Origin of the sequence: Massilia glaciei (assembly GCF_003011895.2) — a bacterium.
Taxonomy (GTDB): domain Bacteria; phylum Pseudomonadota; class Gammaproteobacteria; order Burkholderiales; family Burkholderiaceae_D; genus Telluria_A; species Telluria_A glaciei.
On sequence record NZ_PXWF02000191.1, the window covers coordinates 1 to 15,218 of the forward strand.

General features: G+C 67.3%; 13 protein-coding genes and 1 pseudogene. 3 read left to right on the forward strand and 11 right to left on the reverse strand.

All coding sequences use genetic code 11. From position 1 onward, the window contains the following. Nucleotides 1-672, reverse strand: a 672-nt coding sequence (locus C7C56_RS11515; protein WP_181373133.1) for a cache domain-containing protein, incomplete at its 3' end; no start/stop codon positions are given. A 242-nt stretch (nt 673-914) separates the two neighbouring features. On the opposite strand from C7C56_RS11515, the gene C7C56_RS11520 reads away from it, so the two are divergent. Beyond that, entirely contained in the window at nt 915-3,593 is a 2,679-nt protein-coding gene (locus tag C7C56_RS11520) for a beta-mannosidase (RefSeq protein WP_106757543.1), read from the forward strand. A gap of 291 nt (nt 3,594-3,884) precedes the next feature. Here the strand turns inward: C7C56_RS11520 and C7C56_RS28805 are convergent, their stop codons facing one another. From C7C56_RS28805 to C7C56_RS11560, 10 genes and pseudogenes are all read right to left on the reverse strand, one after another. Beyond that, a complete protein-coding gene (locus tag C7C56_RS28805; protein ID WP_181373134.1) occupies nt 3,885-4,073 on the reverse strand; it encodes a hypothetical protein in 189 nt (62 codons plus the stop codon). A 92-nt stretch (nt 4,074-4,165) separates the two neighbouring features. Then, entirely contained in the window at nt 4,166-4,585 is a 420-nt protein-coding gene (locus C7C56_RS11525) for a DUF2846 domain-containing protein (protein ID WP_229458720.1), read from the reverse strand. Nucleotides 4,586-4,706: 121 nt separating this feature from the next. After that, the gene (locus C7C56_RS11530; protein ID WP_106757544.1) at nt 4,707-6,086 is read right to left on the reverse strand and encodes a cache domain-containing protein; all 1,380 of its coding nucleotides are present in this window, start codon (nt 6,084-6,086) and stop codon (nt 4,707-4,709) included. A gap of 34 nt (nt 6,087-6,120) precedes the next feature. Further along, nucleotides 6,121-7,266, reverse strand: a complete 1,146-nt coding sequence (locus tag C7C56_RS11535) for an ABC transporter substrate-binding protein (protein WP_106757545.1) — start codon at nt 7,264-7,266, stop codon at nt 6,121-6,123. Between the two features lie 63 nt (nt 7,267-7,329). Further along, nucleotides 7,330-7,461 (reverse strand): hypothetical protein, encoded by a 132-nt coding sequence (locus C7C56_RS30305; protein WP_267874687.1) that lies wholly within the window; start codon nt 7,459-7,461, stop codon nt 7,330-7,332. Next, nucleotides 7,445-8,311 (reverse strand): annotated as a pseudogene (locus C7C56_RS29810) (ABC transporter ATP-binding protein). The gene C7C56_RS30305 and the pseudogene C7C56_RS29810 overlap by 17 nt, the downstream one beginning before the upstream one ends. Before the next feature lie 12 nt (nt 8,312-8,323). Beyond that, nucleotides 8,324-10,189, reverse strand: coding sequence for a branched-chain amino acid ABC transporter ATP-binding protein/permease (locus tag C7C56_RS11545; RefSeq protein WP_106757546.1), 1,866 nt, complete (start codon nt 10,187-10,189; stop codon nt 8,324-8,326). A 43-nt stretch (nt 10,190-10,232) separates the two neighbouring features. Beyond that, entirely contained in the window at nt 10,233-11,078 is an 846-nt protein-coding gene (locus C7C56_RS11550) for a branched-chain amino acid ABC transporter permease (protein WP_106757547.1), read from the reverse strand. Between the two features lie 131 nt (nt 11,079-11,209). Further along, entirely contained in the window at nt 11,210-11,671 is a 462-nt protein-coding gene (locus tag C7C56_RS11555; RefSeq protein ID WP_106757548.1) for a cache domain-containing protein, read from the reverse strand. A 290-nt stretch (nt 11,672-11,961) separates the two neighbouring features. Beyond that, entirely contained in the window at nt 11,962-13,065 is a 1,104-nt protein-coding gene (locus C7C56_RS11560) for a serine hydrolase domain-containing protein (protein WP_106757549.1), read from the reverse strand. Between the two features lie 121 nt (nt 13,066-13,186). On the opposite strand from C7C56_RS11560, the gene C7C56_RS11565 reads away from it, so the two are divergent. Both C7C56_RS11565 and C7C56_RS11570 read left to right on the forward strand, forming a co-directional pair. Continuing rightward, on the forward strand, nt 13,187-13,843 hold the full coding sequence (locus tag C7C56_RS11565; protein WP_106757550.1) for a response regulator: 657 nt from the start codon (nt 13,187-13,189) through the stop codon (nt 13,841-13,843). Further along, entirely contained in the window at nt 13,840-15,186 is a 1,347-nt protein-coding gene (locus C7C56_RS11570) for a sensor histidine kinase (protein ID WP_106757551.1), read from the forward strand. The genes C7C56_RS11565 and C7C56_RS11570 overlap by 4 nt, the downstream gene beginning before the upstream one ends. Nucleotides 15,187-15,218 lie beyond the last annotated feature (32 nt).

Genomic DNA, 15,218 nt, shown 5'->3' on the forward strand with positions numbered 1-15,218 from the left:
CAGGTTGAGCGCCAGCCCGCACAGCGCCACCAGCAGCGCGCCCAGGATCGCCAGGCCGGCGATCCAGGCCATGGTGTCCTCGATGTTGCGCGACTGCCGGGCGTCGATCCCGGCCAGCGCGGCGTCGACGTCGTCGAGGTAGATGCCGGTGCCGAGCACCCAGCCCCAGCGCGGCATGGGAAGCACGTAGCCGAGTTTGAGCGCGCTCCTTCGCGACGAGGGCTTGGCCCAGGCGTAGCGGTGGAAGCCGCCGCCGGCGCGCGCGCGCTCGACCAGGCGCTGGACCACCGGCTCGCCGCCGGTGCGCAGCTCCCACAGCCTGCGCCCGACCAGCTCGGGCTGGCGCGGATGCACCAGGTTGACGCCCCGCAGGTCGTAGACGAAGAAGTAGCCGTCGGTTCCATAGCTCAGCGTCGACAGGATGCGCCTGGCCTCGGCCAGCGTGGCCGGGTCCGAACGGCCCGACCGGTACAGGTGCGCGACCGCCTGCATGGCCAGCGCGACATAGTGCTTGAGCTCGGATTCCTTGCTCGCCAGGTAGGCTTGCTCGATGGTGTCGCGCTGCTGCTGGGCCAGCGTGACGGCCTGGTGCCGCACGAACAGGGCGAGCGCGCACAGCACCAGGATCAGTGGTGCGATCGCGAGGAGTATCACCTTTTGCCCGAGTTTCACGCTTGGTTCTCAGTTGAATTCTCAGTTGAATGGGCTTGCCGCGGCCCTTGGTCGGTTCGTTTTAGCCGGGCTTCCGCCGCCTGCCGCAACCGTCCCGATGATGATCCAAAAAGGGCTTGGAAGTCTTCATATTTTCCGTTTTTCCGCCCTCAGAAAAGATAATTCGCGGCCGAGTCGGGCAATCTCGGATTGACCGTAAACCGATCTCTGATAATCGTCCCGGAAGATAACTGGAGACTTGCATGAAGCCCAAAAAAAATCAGCCAAACGCCGCCGATGCCGCCGGTCCGGGCCGGCGCAGATTCCTCGTCAACAGTGGCGTGATGCTGCTCAAGAGCGCGCCCGGCTTGTCGATCGCGGCCCAAGCGCCCGGCACGGCCGCCGCCGGACCGGCCGCGGGCCTGACCAGCGTCACCTTGGACAAGGGGTGGACGGTGCGGGGGTGGACGGTGCGCGAGGCCGCGTCGTCGATGGCGGTTCCCGCCGCCGTTCCGGGCTTCGTGCAGACCGACCTGGTGGCCGCCGGAAAGCTCCCCGCGCTCTATCTGGGCATGAACATGAAGCTGGCCGAACCCGTGGCCGAGAAGGAATGGCTCTACGAGACGCGTTTTCCGTGCGACGCCGCCACGGCCGCCGCCGCGCGCCAGGAGCTCGTGTTCCAAGGGCTCGATTGCTATGCCGAGGTGTTTTTGAACGGGCGCAGCATTCTCAAGGCCGACAACGCGTTCCTGACCCACCGGGTGGCGGTCGATGGCGTGCTGCGCGCCGGCGAGAACCGGCTTGAGGTGCGCTTCGCCAGCCCGCTCAAGACGCTGCGCGCGCGCGCCGCCGCCTATCCCTACTACAACGAGAAACACCGCAAGCGTGATCTCAACGACCTGCGCAAGTTCGCGCGCAAGGCGCAATACCAGTTCGGCTGGGACTTGGCGCGCAAGCTGACCACGGTCGGGATCTGGCGCCCGGTCGTCCTCGAGGCCTGGGGCGCGCTGCGCGCCAGCGACCTGCAGATCGCGCAGGAGGAACTGAGCACGGACAAGGCGCGCCTGCGCTTCGATTGCTCGTTCGACGCGGCCGTGGCGATGACCGGCGTCACCGTCGAGGTGACCGTGGTCGAGACTGGGCAGCTGGTGCGCGCCGTGTTCGATCTGGGCCAGGGCCGCAACCTGGTGCCGCTGCGGGTCGAGATCGAGCGGCCGCGCCTGTGGTGGTGCACCGGACTGGGCGCGCAGGATCTGTACCACTTCGAGATGCGCGCGCTGCGCGACGGCAAGGTCATCGCCAGCGCGAAAAAGCGCTCGGGCCTGCGCACCACCGAGCTGGTGCAGCAGCGCGACGCGACCGGGCAGTCCTTCTACATCAAGCTCAACGGCGTGCCCGTGTTCCAGAAGGGCGCCAACTACGTGCCGGTCGACATGCCGTTGACCCAGGTGACGGAGCGGCGCTACCGCAAGATGATCGACGACGCGCTCGCCACCAACATGAACACCCTGCGCATCTGGGGCGGCGGCATTTACGAGGAGGATGTCTTTTACGACCTGTGCGACGAAAAAGGCATCATGGTGTTCCACGATTTCATGTTCGCCTCCGCCATGCCGCCGGCCGATGACGCATACCTCGCCAGCGTGCGCCTGGAAATCGCGCAACAGATCCTGCGCCTGCGCAACCATCCCAGCCTCATCCTTTGGGCGGGCAACAACGAGAATGAATCGGCCTGGTTCCAGGAACTGAAAAAAACCTACCCGATCCAGGTCTATATGGACCAGTCGCGCATTTTCAACCGCATCATTCCCGGCCTGGTCAAGGAGCATTTCCCCGAGATCCCCTACACCCGCAGTTCGCCGAGCACCAACATCGACGGCATGGAGCCGAAGGCGGGCTGGGGGGACACCCACGCGTGGGCGGTGTGGTTTGGCAAGATCGATATCGAAAAGGCGATGGGCACGCGCACCATCCGCTGCGCCAGTGAATACGGCTTCGTCGGCTATGGCCCGATGCGCTCCCTGAAAAAATTCCTCAAGCCCGGGGAGCGCGGGCGCGACCACCCCGCCTTCCGCTACCACGACGCCTACGACGGTATCGAGGGCGTGATCGACGAATTCCTTGGGCGCTACTACACGGTGCCGGCCGACCTTGAGGCATATGTCTATCTCAGCGGCCTGATGCAGGGTGAGGTGACGCGGGCGCTGAACGAACTTTACCGGCGTTGCAAACCGGTCTGCATGGGCGCCATGCTCTGGCAGCTCAACGACGTCTGGCCAGTGGCGAGCTGGTCGCTGATCGATTACTACGGGGAATGGAAGGCGGCGAACTACTTCACGCGCGATGCCTTCGCGCCGGTGCTGGTGAGCCCTGTGCTGGAGAAGGACAAGGTGCTCATCCATCTGGTGTCGGACCGGCGCGAGGCCGTGGCCGGCACGCTCGAGGTGGCCGTGCACGACTTCACGGGCGGACGCACGCCCCTGCTCACACGCGCGGTCGGCGTCGGCTACGACGCCGCCGTGGTCGCGGCGGAACTGTCGCGCGAGGCGGCGCTGGCCGGCCATGACCCGGCCGCGTGCGTGCTGGTCGCCCGGCTCACCGTCGGCGCGGCGCAGGTCTCGCGCAACCTGCTCTATTTCAAGCGCCCGAAGGACCTCGCGCTGCCGCCGGCCGAACCGGACGTCACATTGAGCGACGTGCGCGGCGGCATCCTGGCGCGGCTGCGCTGCCCGGTCATCGCGAAGAACGTTTTCCTCGACAGCGGCGCGGTCGAGGGGCACTGGGAGGACAACTATTTCGACCTGCTGCCGGGTGAAACCAAGGAAGTGCTGTTCAGGCCCGCCACCCCCGTCAAGGCGAAGGCGCTCGAGGCGGGCCTCACCATCACCACCCTCAACGCGGTGATGGGCAAGGCGGCGGCGCCCTGCGGGGGACAAGGCTAGCAGCTTGTCGGACTTTCCTCGTGAACGAGACCGGATCGTTGGCGTCTCGACATAGCAGCGAAACCGGGGTCGGAGTTTTTTTCGCGGGGTCATGCGAAAATTAGGCCCGCCGCCCCCTCACCCCACTTTCGCGGCCCGAAGTCAGCGCCGTTTTCCGCACCTAAAACTGGCCGTGGCATGAGAAAATGTCGTCTCCCCAAGCACGCATTCTTATCATGTCCGATTCATCCTCGTCGACCGCAAAACCGCCTATCTCATGCCCCCGTCGTTGGAGGACTGGCTCAATGAAGATCATCTGGCGCGCTTCATCGTCGAGGTGATCGACCAATTGGATTTGTCGAATTTGACACGGCAATATGCCGGACGCTGATCGAAGGCGATACGCAAGCGGTAGCCCTCCACGGTAGCCTTCCGGTTTGGCTGCATCGCGTGCAACACCGGGCCAAGCCGCTCACCGCTGCCTTGGGCTAATGAGATCATGTACCCATCTGTTAGCTGGCCCTGTAGAACGCTATGGCCTGAGAGGCTGACCCGGCCTCGCTTTCGCTTACCTCAAAATTCTATGCCAACGTTTATTTTTGCGTCGCGCTGCAGTTACCCGTTTTTGCCAAATCAAGAATCGCAATATCGGCTTTGGCCTGCTGCTCAGGGATGACCTCAAGCCCCGCACCGCCGACAGTGTCGCCCGTCGTGACGTATTGGCGTACGAAGTAATTTTTTCCCGACTCGAACGACAAATCGAGGTTGTTTGGCGCAAGTCCTGAATCAATGGAAAGCCTATGCACCTTACCCCCTTCCACCTCTATATAGATGAAACCGTTAGGTGCACTTTGCCCTATACACTTGCCATCCACCAAAATATCTATTTTATAGATGCCACCGAAAATATAAATCCCCGCGTTGTTGGAACTCGGAGCGCCGAATTTTTTAGTCGCGAGGATTCTATCGGAGCCATGTCCATGGAGGCGCACCCGTCGATAAAAGCGACCCATAGATGGCGAAAACTGAAAAAATTTTCATATTGATTACGCAGTAACCGAACAAAGAATGGCGTAAAACTTGGTGGCGGGTGTCATATGGCTCCGTCAGGGATCTAGGCGCGCTACCAGGGGATCATGGGCACAGCGCGACCGCGGCCCGGACCGACGTGCCCGCCGGCGACGACGCCACCGCGAGCTCGCCGCCGATCGCGTCCATCCGTTCCATCATGTTGCGCAGGCCGATGCCGCGTCCCGGATGCAGCGCGACGCCGGCCGGGTCGAAGCCGCAGCCGTCGTCGGCGACCGTCAGCGTCAGGCGGCGCCTGGTGCGCACCAGCGTGAGCTCGACCCGGCGCGCGCCGGCGTGGCGTTCGACGTTGGTCAGCGCCTCCTGCGCGATGCGGAACAGCGCCGTGCTCACCACCTCCGTGTTGACCTCCTGGTCGAGCCCTGCCATGCCCCCCTCCGAGGAGAACCTGAACGGCAGCGCCCAGGCGGCCGTCGACTCCTGCGCCAGATGGGCGAGCGCGGCGGCCAGTCCCAGGTCGTCGAGGATGGCCGGGCGCAGGTCGTGCGAGATGCGGCGCACCTCGGCCAGCACCTCGGCCAACTGACCAGCCGTGCGCCCGAAGCCGGCGCGCGCCGCCTCGCGCTCGGCCGCGTCGCCGGCGAGCCGGACCAGGCCCGCCTCGAGCTGCAGCTTGATCGACACCAGGCACTGGCTGATGCCGTCGTGCAGGTCGCGCGACAGGCGCGCGCGCTCCGCCTCCTGCGACCCGACCACGCGCCGCGCCAGCGACCTGAGCTTGGCGTCGGCCACGCGCAGCTCGCTCAGGTTGAGCGCCAGCCCGCACAGCTCCACCAGCAGCGCGCTCAGGATCGCCAGGCCGGCGATCCACGCCATGGTGCCCTCGATGTTGCGCGACTGCCGGGCGTCGATCCTGGTCAGCGCGGCGTCGACGTCGTCGAGGTAGATGCCGGTGCCGAGCACCCAGCCCCAGCGCGGCATGGGCAGCACGTAGCCGAGCTTGCGCGCGGTCATGGCGGCCGTCCGCGACGAGGGCTTGGCCCAGGCGTAGCGGTGGAAGCCGCCGCCGGCGCGCGCGCGCTCGACCAGGCGCTGGACCACCGGCTCGCCGCCGGTGCGCAGCTCCCACAGTTTGCGCCCGACCAGCTCGGGCTGGCGCGGATGCACCAGGTTGACGCCCTGCAGGTCGTAGACGAAAAAATAGCCGTCGTCGCCGTAGCTCAGCGTCGACAGGATGCGCCTGGCCTCGGCCAGCGTGGCCGGGTCCGAGCGGCCCGACCGGCACAGACGCCCGACCGATTGCATGGCCAGCGCGACGTAGTGCTTGAGCTCGGCCTCCTTGCTGGCCAGGTAGGCCTGCTCGATGGTGTCGCGCTGCTGCTGGGCCAGCGTGACGGCCTGGTGCCGCACGAACAGGGCGAGCGCGCACAGCACCACGATCAGCGGCGTGATCGCGAGGAACACCACCTTGTGTCTGAGCTTCACTGCGCGGCCCGGTGCGGTGCGGCGGCGCTGGCGCCTACTTCGGCGCCGGCACGATCGCGCCCTGCTTCCAGGTGGCGATCATCGCCATGCCCAGCTCGACCGCCTCGTGGTCCTGCGCCGAGAACGGCTTCTGGTAGGTGCCGATGGCGCCGCGCACCGGCGCGGCCAGGTTCTCGAGCGCCGCCTTGATTTTGGCGCCGTCAGTGCTCCCGGCCTGGCCGATGGCGGCCGCCAGCAGCAGGATCGAATCGTTGCCGCCGGCCGCCGCCGTCGGGTTGACGATGCGCGCGCGCTTGTACTCGGCGCGGTAGGCCGCCTCGAACGCGCGTCCGGCCTCGCTCGCGGCGCCCTCGACGAAGGTTTGCGGCGAAAACGCGCCGTTGCCGGCCGGGCCCGCGATCGAGAGGAAGGAATCCATCGCGTTCGGCCACGAGCCGATCAGCGGCACCTTCATGCCCAGCTTGGCGGCGCCGGCCGCGATCTGCCCCTGCTCGGGCCCGATGCCGTACACCAGCAGCACGTTGGCGCCGGCCTCCTTGGCGCGCAGCAGCTGCGCCGTCATGTCGGTGTCCTTGAGGTTGAAGATCGTGTCCGAGACGGCCGCCAGTTTGTGCGCGAGCAGACGCTTGACCATGTCGTCGTGGCCGCCGACGCCGTACGGGGTCGAGTCCGACAGCAGCGCGATCTTGCGCCAGCCCTTCTTCACGGCGTAGTCGACCATCATCTGCGCCTGCAGCGTGTCCGAGGCCTGCACCCGGAAGGTGTAGTTTCCGGCGGGCGCGTTGGCGTAGGTTTTGGTCAGCTTGGTGCCGGCCGAGGCCGGGATCATGTTGGGGATGCGCGCCGCCTGCAAGTTGCGCTGGTACGAGGCCACCACCCCGGTGTTGACGCCGCACGAACAGGCCACGATGCCCTTCGAGGGCAGCGCCTGCATGTTCTGGGCCGCCTTTTCTGGCTTGGCCTCGTCGTCGAGTTCGACCAGCTCGAGCCGGCGTCCGAGCACGCCGCCGCGCGCGTTGATTTGCTTGACCGCGAGGCGCTGGCCGTCGCGCACGGCGCTGCCCATGTTGGCCGAGCCGCCCGTCAGCGGCAGCAGGGAACCGATGCGGATGGTGTCGGCGGCGTGGGCGGCGCCGGCGGCCAGCAGCGCGGCGGCGAGTGCGAATTGGGTCGGTTTCATGGGTTTTCCTTTGGGTGGTTGGATGGTGTTGGGCGCGCAGCCGCAAAAGGCGCGCGCACGGGGTCAGGACAGGTAGGAGGCGACCAGGCCGGCGCCGCCCGACAATTGGCGCGCGCTGCCGGCCATCACCACCTGGCCGCGCGCGAGCACGTACCCTGAGAGGTTGAGAGTCTTTCGATCATGCCCGCTCAGCACGCCAGAAAGCGCCAGTTCGTCGTTGCAAATGCTCGCCATAGCCCGCTATGGCTGTGCTTTGCGTCTCGATCTGCCGCTTTCTGGCGGGCTGCTCGGACACTCCCGAAAAACTCTCAGCCTCTGAGTCTGCGATGGCGAGCGCGCGGCGCGCGAATTGCTCGACGAGCACGATGGTGAGGCCGTCGGCGCGCAGTTTTTCGATCGTCGCGAAAACGTCGTTGACGATGTTCGGCGCCAGCCCCATCGACGGTTCGTCGAGCAGCAGCACGCGCGGGCGCAGCATCAGGGCGCGCGCGATGGCCAGCATCTGCTGTTCGCCGCCGGAGAGGGTGCCGGCCAGTTGGCCGGCGCGCTAGCGCAGGCGCGGGAACAGGGCGAACATGCGCTCGAGGTCGCGCCCGACGGCGTCCTGGTCGCGCCGCGTGAAGGCGCCGAGCAGCATGTTCTCGCGCACCGTCATCGGGCCGAACACCTGGCGCCCCTCGGGGCAGTGGGCGACGCCGGCGGCGGCCACCTGGCAGGCCGCCTTGCCCAGCAGTTCCTGCCCGTCGAGCCGGATCGAGCCGGTGGTGCCGCCGATCTGGCCCGAGATGGCGCGCAGGGTCGACGATTTTCCGGCGCCGTTGGCGCCCATTATGGCCACGATGCTGCCCCGGGGGACCGCCAGCGAGACGTCGTGCAGCACGTGGTTGTCGGCGTACTTCGCGTTGACCTTGTCGAGCGTGAGCGCGTCGCCCCCGGCCGCGCCGGCGGCCGCCGGCACCTGCGGCGCGCGCGCGTGTTCCCCGATGGCGGGTTCCCGCGTGGTTTGTTCCCGCGTGGTTTGTTCCTGCGTGCTGCGATCCTGCATGGTCTGCTCCTTCTATGCGCCGAGGTAGGCTTCTTGGACCGCCTGGTTGGCCTGGATTTCGGCGGCGCTGCCGCGCGCGAGCACCTGGCCGAAGTTGAGCACCGTGATGCTGTCGGAGAGCTCCATGACGACGTCCATGTGGTGCTCGATGAGCACGACGGCGATGCCGTGCTCCTTGATCAGGAGGATCAGGGCCTTGAGCGCGGCCAGGTCGGCCCCGCGCAGGCCGGCGGCCGGCTCGTCGAGCAGCAGCAGCATGGGGTTGCAGGCCAGGGCCCGGGCGACCTCGAGGAAACGCTGCTGGCCGTACGACAGGTTGCGCGCGAGCTGGTGCGCGTGGGCGGCCAGGCCGACGGTCTCGAGCAGCGCCATGGCGCGGCCGTTGGCATGCTTGTCGATCGAGTGGTGCATCCCGGCCAATACGTTGTCGAGCACCGACAGGTCGCCGAACACCTGCAGGTTCTGGAACGTGCGCGAGATGCCGAGCATGGCGATCTTGGTGGTCTTGGCGTTGGCGAGCGAAGCGCCGTCGAAGAACACGGCGCCGGCGCTCGGCTGGTACAGCGCCGTGAGCACGTTCATCGTGGTCGACTTGCCCGCGCCGTTGGGGCCGATCAGGGCCATCACCGTGCCCGAGGCGACCGAGAACGAGACGTCGGTCATCGCGTTGAAGCCGCCGAACGACATCGTCACGCCGCGCACGTCGAGCAGCGCCGCCGACGGCGCCCCGAGCACCCGCCGGATCCCGGTGCTGCCGTCGGACGGCACCGATTTGTGGGCCGGCACATACTTGGGCAGCAGGCCCATGACGCCGTTGCCCAGGTACGACACCACCATCAGCACGATGGCGCCGTAGATCGCCAGCCGGTGCTCGTTGAGGTCCTCGACCCAGACCGACAGCGCCAGCATGCCCAGCGCGAAGGCGAGCGGCACCAGCATCGAGCGCAACCCGGGCCAGCCGGTGGCGCGGTAGCGCAGCGCGGCGCTGGCGGCGATCGCGGCCAGGGTCAGGCCGGCGAAGATCCGGAACGTCGTGTGGTTGCCCAGCACGTCGGGGAACACCACCACGAAGGCGGCGCCCAGGATCGGTCCGAAGGTCGACTTCCTGCCGCCGAACAGGGCCGCCATCAGGAACATCAGGCTCATCTCGAAGCCGAACGAATCGGGGAACAGCACGCCCTGGCTGTACACGTACAGCAGCCCGGCCAGGCCGCCGAAGGCGCCCGAGAGCACGAACGCGAGCTGCTTGTGCCAGGCGGTGCCGATGCCCATGCAATCGGTCGCGATGGGCGAATCGCGCAGCGCCTCGAACGCGCGCCCGGTGCGCGAGTGGACGATCCAGTGCGCCACCAGCAGCGCCAGCGCCAGGCTCGCCAGGATCAGGTAGTAGAAGTTCCACGACGTCATGGCGTGCCCGAACAGCGTCTGCGCCTCGGGCGCGAGCTCCATCCCGCTCTGGCCGCCGGTGACGTCGGACGCCTGCGACAGGAACACGTAGACGATGCGGCCAAAGGCGAAGGTGGTCAGCACCAGGAACGGGCCGTTCACGCGCAGCAGCGGGAACGAGATCAGCCAGGCCGCCAGCGCGCCGGCCCCGATCGACAGCGGCAGGGCGAGCGCCAGCGGCAGGCCCAGGTGCAGGTTGGTCCAGCCGGCCGCGTACGCGCCCAGGCCGAACAGGGCCGCGTGGCCGACGCTGACCTCGCCCGTGTAGCCGGTGACGAAGTCGAGCCCCTTGAGGGCGATCGCGTACATGCCGATCAACGACAGCACCGTGAGCTCGTAGCCGGACGGCTGCAGCAGCGGCACCGCGACCGCGGCCAGCGCCAGCGCCAGCAGCGTGATGCCTATATCGAAAGGAAAATTCTTCGTGTTCATGGTGGTTCCTGGTTCAGACTTTCTTGATGGTTGCCTTGCCAAACTACCCGGTGGGACGGACCGAGAGCATCAGCAGCAGCAACAGCAGGCCGGGGATCTCCTTGTAGCGCGACGAGACGGCGTAGGCGGTGACGGCGTCGAGCACGCCGATGAACAGGCCGCCGACGAGCACCCCGCGCACCGAGGTCAGGCCGCCGAGCACCGCGACCTGGAACGCCTTGAGCCCGAGCACCACGCCCATCGAGGCGCTGGTGGTCGTCAGCGGCGCGATCAGCAGGCCGGCCAGGCCGGCCAGCGCGCCCGAGAGCGCGTACGATCCGGACACCACCGCCGACGAGCGGATGCCCATCAGTTCGGCCGTGGCGCTGTTGATGGCGACCGCCGTGACCGCCTTGCCGTGGCGGGTGCGGGCCATGAACCAGCCGAGCGCGAGCACCGCCAGCAGCACCGTGCCCATGGTCAGCAGCTCCATCGGCAGGATCAGGATGCCGGCCAGCTCGAACGGCGTGTTGGCGAACGGCGCGGCGACGGCCAGGTCGTCCTTGCCCCAGATCGCCTCGAAGGCGTTCTTGAGCACCAGCGGCCCGAGCGCGATGGTGCCGAGGATCCAGCCCGACTCCGAGCCGCGCCGAATGGCCGGGGCCACGGCGGCGTAGTAGGTGAACAGGCCGAGCCCGGCGCCGGCCAGCGCCACCACCGGCAGCGCGCCCCAGAACGTGATCAGCGGCGCGAGCGTGAAGCCGAGCAGGCCGCCCAGCGCGACCGCCTCGCCCTGGCCGAAATTGAGCGTCTTCGAGGTGCTGTAGGTTGCCTGGTAGCCGAGCGCGATCACGCTGTAGATCAGGCCGAGCACCATGCCCGCGAAGACGACCTGAAAGAAATTGCTCATCACCGTGCCTTGTCGAGAAAGTGGAAAAAGAGGGGAAAAAGGGCGTGGGGATCCGGCGCCCACGCGGCGGTGGACGCTCGGAATCGCTTGTGTTCAGGCCGTGGCGCGTCCGCGCCCGGCAGGGGTGGGCCCTATTTGTAGACGCCGGCGCCTACGATCAGGTCGCCGGTCCTTTCCACGCAGGCGGCCTTGGGTTCGACCGTTTTGGTGGCCGGGTTGGGCCATTTGTACTCGACCCAGGCGCTGCCGGCCGGGCTTTGCGCGGCGCCGATGAAGCCGCGGATGATGTATTTGCCGTCGATGTCGCGCATGTCGCGCAGGTTCTTGCCCACCATTTTCGGGTTGACGCCGTGCGCCACCGCGACCCCGTCCATGTCGTAGACAAACACGTACAGGTCGCGGTCGTGGAAGGCGGCGTTGGCCGGGTCGGCGAACTCGGCGAACGCCTTGGCGTGGCCCTGCGAGGCGATCAGCGCGATCGCCCGCTTGGTCATCGCGACCGCCTCGCCCGGGGTTCCCTTGGGGGCGGCCGCGGCCGGGGGGGATGTCAGAAAATTGAGGAGCAGCAGCAGTGCGGCCAGGGCGGTTTTCATTTCTCGTCTCCTTCGTTGTTGTTCGAACCTGCGTCAGCCGATCTTTGTCGGTGTACGGATTATCGCGCCGATGGGGACGGACTTCTTCAGTAGCACTACGTAGTGGCGGTAGGTACTAATTGCTGCGCGGCGGCGCCGGGTTGGCGCGACACGCTCGAGGAGATGATATGAGGGAAGATGGCAGGGGTGCGGGCGCCGGCGCCGCATCGGCTGAACCGGCGCCGTGCGTGCAGATGGAATGCGCGGCACGAATCGAGGCGCCGGCATGGCGCAGAGGGGAAAGCGACCCTTCAGAGAACGGATGGAATGATGAATTGCCTCAGCAGCTCCCTGCCCTGCGCGGCTTGGGACGAATTGTAGTTCTCGCCGGTGAACACGGCGACCAAATCGAGCTCCGGGACCACGAAGATCAATTGGCCGCCATTGCCGTTGGCGAAATGAACGTCGAGCATGCGCTCCTTGTATGGGTACGGCTGGCGCCACCAAAGGTACCCATAGCCGTCGCCGTTGGCCCAGAGCGTTTGATCGCCGGTCGACTGCGCGATCCACGACTCGGACACCAGTTGCACACCATTCCATTTGCCCTTTTGCAGGACCAGTTGCCCGATCTTGGCCATGTCGCGCGGCCGCAGGCGCAAATGCCCGCCGGTGTCGGTCTGGCGTTGCTCATCGAAATCGGCCCAGCGCGCGCCGGCCACCTGCAGCGGACCGAACAGGAATGCGTCCGCGAAATCGGGCACCTTGCGCTTGCTCGCCTCCGAGATCACGCGCCCCAGCGCGACCACGCCGCCGGTGCAATACGAAGGCCTGCCGCCCGGCGCCGTCAGTGCCGGCAGATTGAGGAAGAATTGCACCCAGTCGCGGCTCCGGTACATCTTGTCCTCCTGGCCGGGCGAGTTGTCGTCCTTGTCATTGCAGGCCAGTCCGCTGCTCATCGTCAACAAGTGCTTGAGCGTGATGTTGTGCCCGAGCGCGGGCGCCCCGGCGTAGCCGGCGGCCAGATGCGTGCTGATGGGCTGGTCGACCCCGGCGAGCATACCCTTGTCGATCGCGATCCCGACCATCAGCGAGGTGATGCTCTTGGTCGCCGAGCGCATGTCGTGCAGGCTGTCCTTGGTGTAGCCGCTCCAGTACTGTTCCACCACCGGTTTTCCGTGGCGCAGCACCAGCATGCTGGCCAAAAGGTGCTCCCCGGGCGCAGGCAGCGAATTGATGGCACGTTGGAGCATGGCGCCATCCATCCCCACCTCGGCCGCCGGCACCAGCGTCCATTGTTCATTGGGGGGTGGCGCCACCGTGTCGTTGGGCGATGGGTCTCCGCGCGCCCCGCCGCCGCAGCCCTGCAAGAACGCGGCACAGATGCCGGACACCGCCAGCGCAAGCAGCTTGTTCATTTGTTGATCCCTTATTTGTTGAATGCCCCGATCATACGCAGGCGAAGCTGTGGCTTAGCTTAAGGGCTTAGCTTAAGGGCTTAGCTTAAGGGCTTAAGGCGGCCCCGGCTATAATCACCCGATGCACATACTGATGATCGAAGACGACCTGGACCTGGGACTGGCCCTGCAGCGCGCCTTGAAGGCGGCGGGCCTGAGCAGCGAGTGGCTGCGCAGCATCGCCGCTGCCGCCGAGCCGTTCGACACGCGGCCCTACGATTGCGTGCTGCTCGACCTGACGCTGCCCGACGGCACCGGAATGGACTTGCTCAGGCGCTGGCGGCGCAACGGCATGGCGGTGCCCGTCATCGTCATCACGGCCAAGGCATTGCTCGAGGACCGGCTAGCCGGACTCGACGAGGGCGCCGACGATTTCATCGTCAAGCCCTTCGCCACGGCCGAGCTGGTGGCGCGGGTGCGCGCCGTCCTGCGCCGCCACGCCAAGCAGGCGAGCAACGTCTGGACCCTCGGCGAGCTCGAGATCGAACCGCGCAAATTCGAGGCCAGGCTCAATGGCACCAGGCTCGACCTCTCCCCGCGCGAGTTCCACCTGATACTCGAGCTGGCGCGCGAGCCGGGCGCGGTGGTGCCCAAGTGCGAGCTGTCGCAGCGCCTCGAACCACTGGGCGACCCAGTCGACTTCGGCGCGATCGAGGTCCATGTGTCCAACCTCCGGCGCAAGATCGGCGCCGGGCGCATCCAGACCGTGCGCGGCATCGGCTACCTGCTCGCCGTATGAGGCCGTGGCCGCGTCCAACCCTGGTCCGGCGCGTGTTCCTGTCGCTGCTGGCGGCCTCCTGCGTGATCTGGATCGCCACCATGTCGCTCATCCTGGCCGACAACCTCGGCCACGGCAAAACCAGCGAGGAGCTCACCAGCCTGAGCGGCTATCTGGTCGACGGCCTGGCCGGGATCGACGAACCCGGCGCCGCGCGCGCGTTCGTGCTCGGCGCCATCGGAGAAACCCATCGCGACGCCTACAACTGGCGCAATTTCAAGCTCATCAAGATGCAGCTCACCGACCGGGGCGGGCGGGTGCTGCTGTCGAACCTGCGCAAGGGCGAGCCGCCGCTGGCGGGCGCGGCCGGGCGCATCGACAGCATCCGCCAGGGCCGCATGCTGCTGGCGCGCGGCGACACGGCGCGCTGGACGATCCACATCGCCCTGCCCCAGCACGATTTCACGGGGATCCTGCGCGACGACTGGCTGTCCCTGACCCTGACCATCCTGATCGCCTTCCCGATCATATTCATCCCCGTGTGGCTGGCCATCGCGACCGGAATGCGGCCGCTGCGCCAGATGTCGGAACGGATCGCCGCGCGCGGCGCCGACGACCTCTCGCCGCTCGGTTTCGACCCGCAATACGCGGAGATGAAACCGCTGGCCGCCTCGATCGACAGCCTGCTGCTGCAGCTGCGCAACAAGATCAGCCGCGAGCAGGCCTTCGTCCAGGACGCCGCGCACGAACTGCGAACGCCGATCGCCGTCATCTCGGCGCAGACCCACGTGATGAGCATGGCCAGCAGCGAGCGGGACCGGCGCGAGGCCGAGGAGCAGATGGACCAGGCGATCGCCCGCTCGGCGCACCTGATCACCCAACTGCTCGACCTGGCCAAGCTCGACGGCAAGCCGGCGCAGCCCGGCGTCACGCTCGACCTGGCGCGGTTGCTGCGCCAGGACCTGGCCCAGCGCGCGCCGCTGGCGTTGGCGAAGGGCGTCGGCCTGTCGCTCGAGGCGCCGGACGCCCTGATGGCGCGCCTCGAGCCGCAGGCGCTGCGCTCGGTGCTGCACAACCTGGTCGACAACGCGCTGCGCTATGTCGGGCCGGGGGGGCGGGTGGCCGTGGGCCTGAGCCAGGCGCACGGCCGGTTGACGCTGTCGGTCGAGGACGACGGCCCCGGCATCGCCCCGGAACTGCGTGAACTGGTGTTCGAGCGCTTTTACCGTTGCGCCGGGAATGACGCGTCCGGCGCCGGCCTGGGGCTGGCGATCGCGCGCCAGGCCGCCGCCAGGCTCGATGGCACGCTGCGGCTCGGCGCCGGCGCCGGCGGGCGCGGATGCCTGTTCACGCTTACGATCTGAGAGGCTGAAACCTCACGGCGGCATCGCGATTG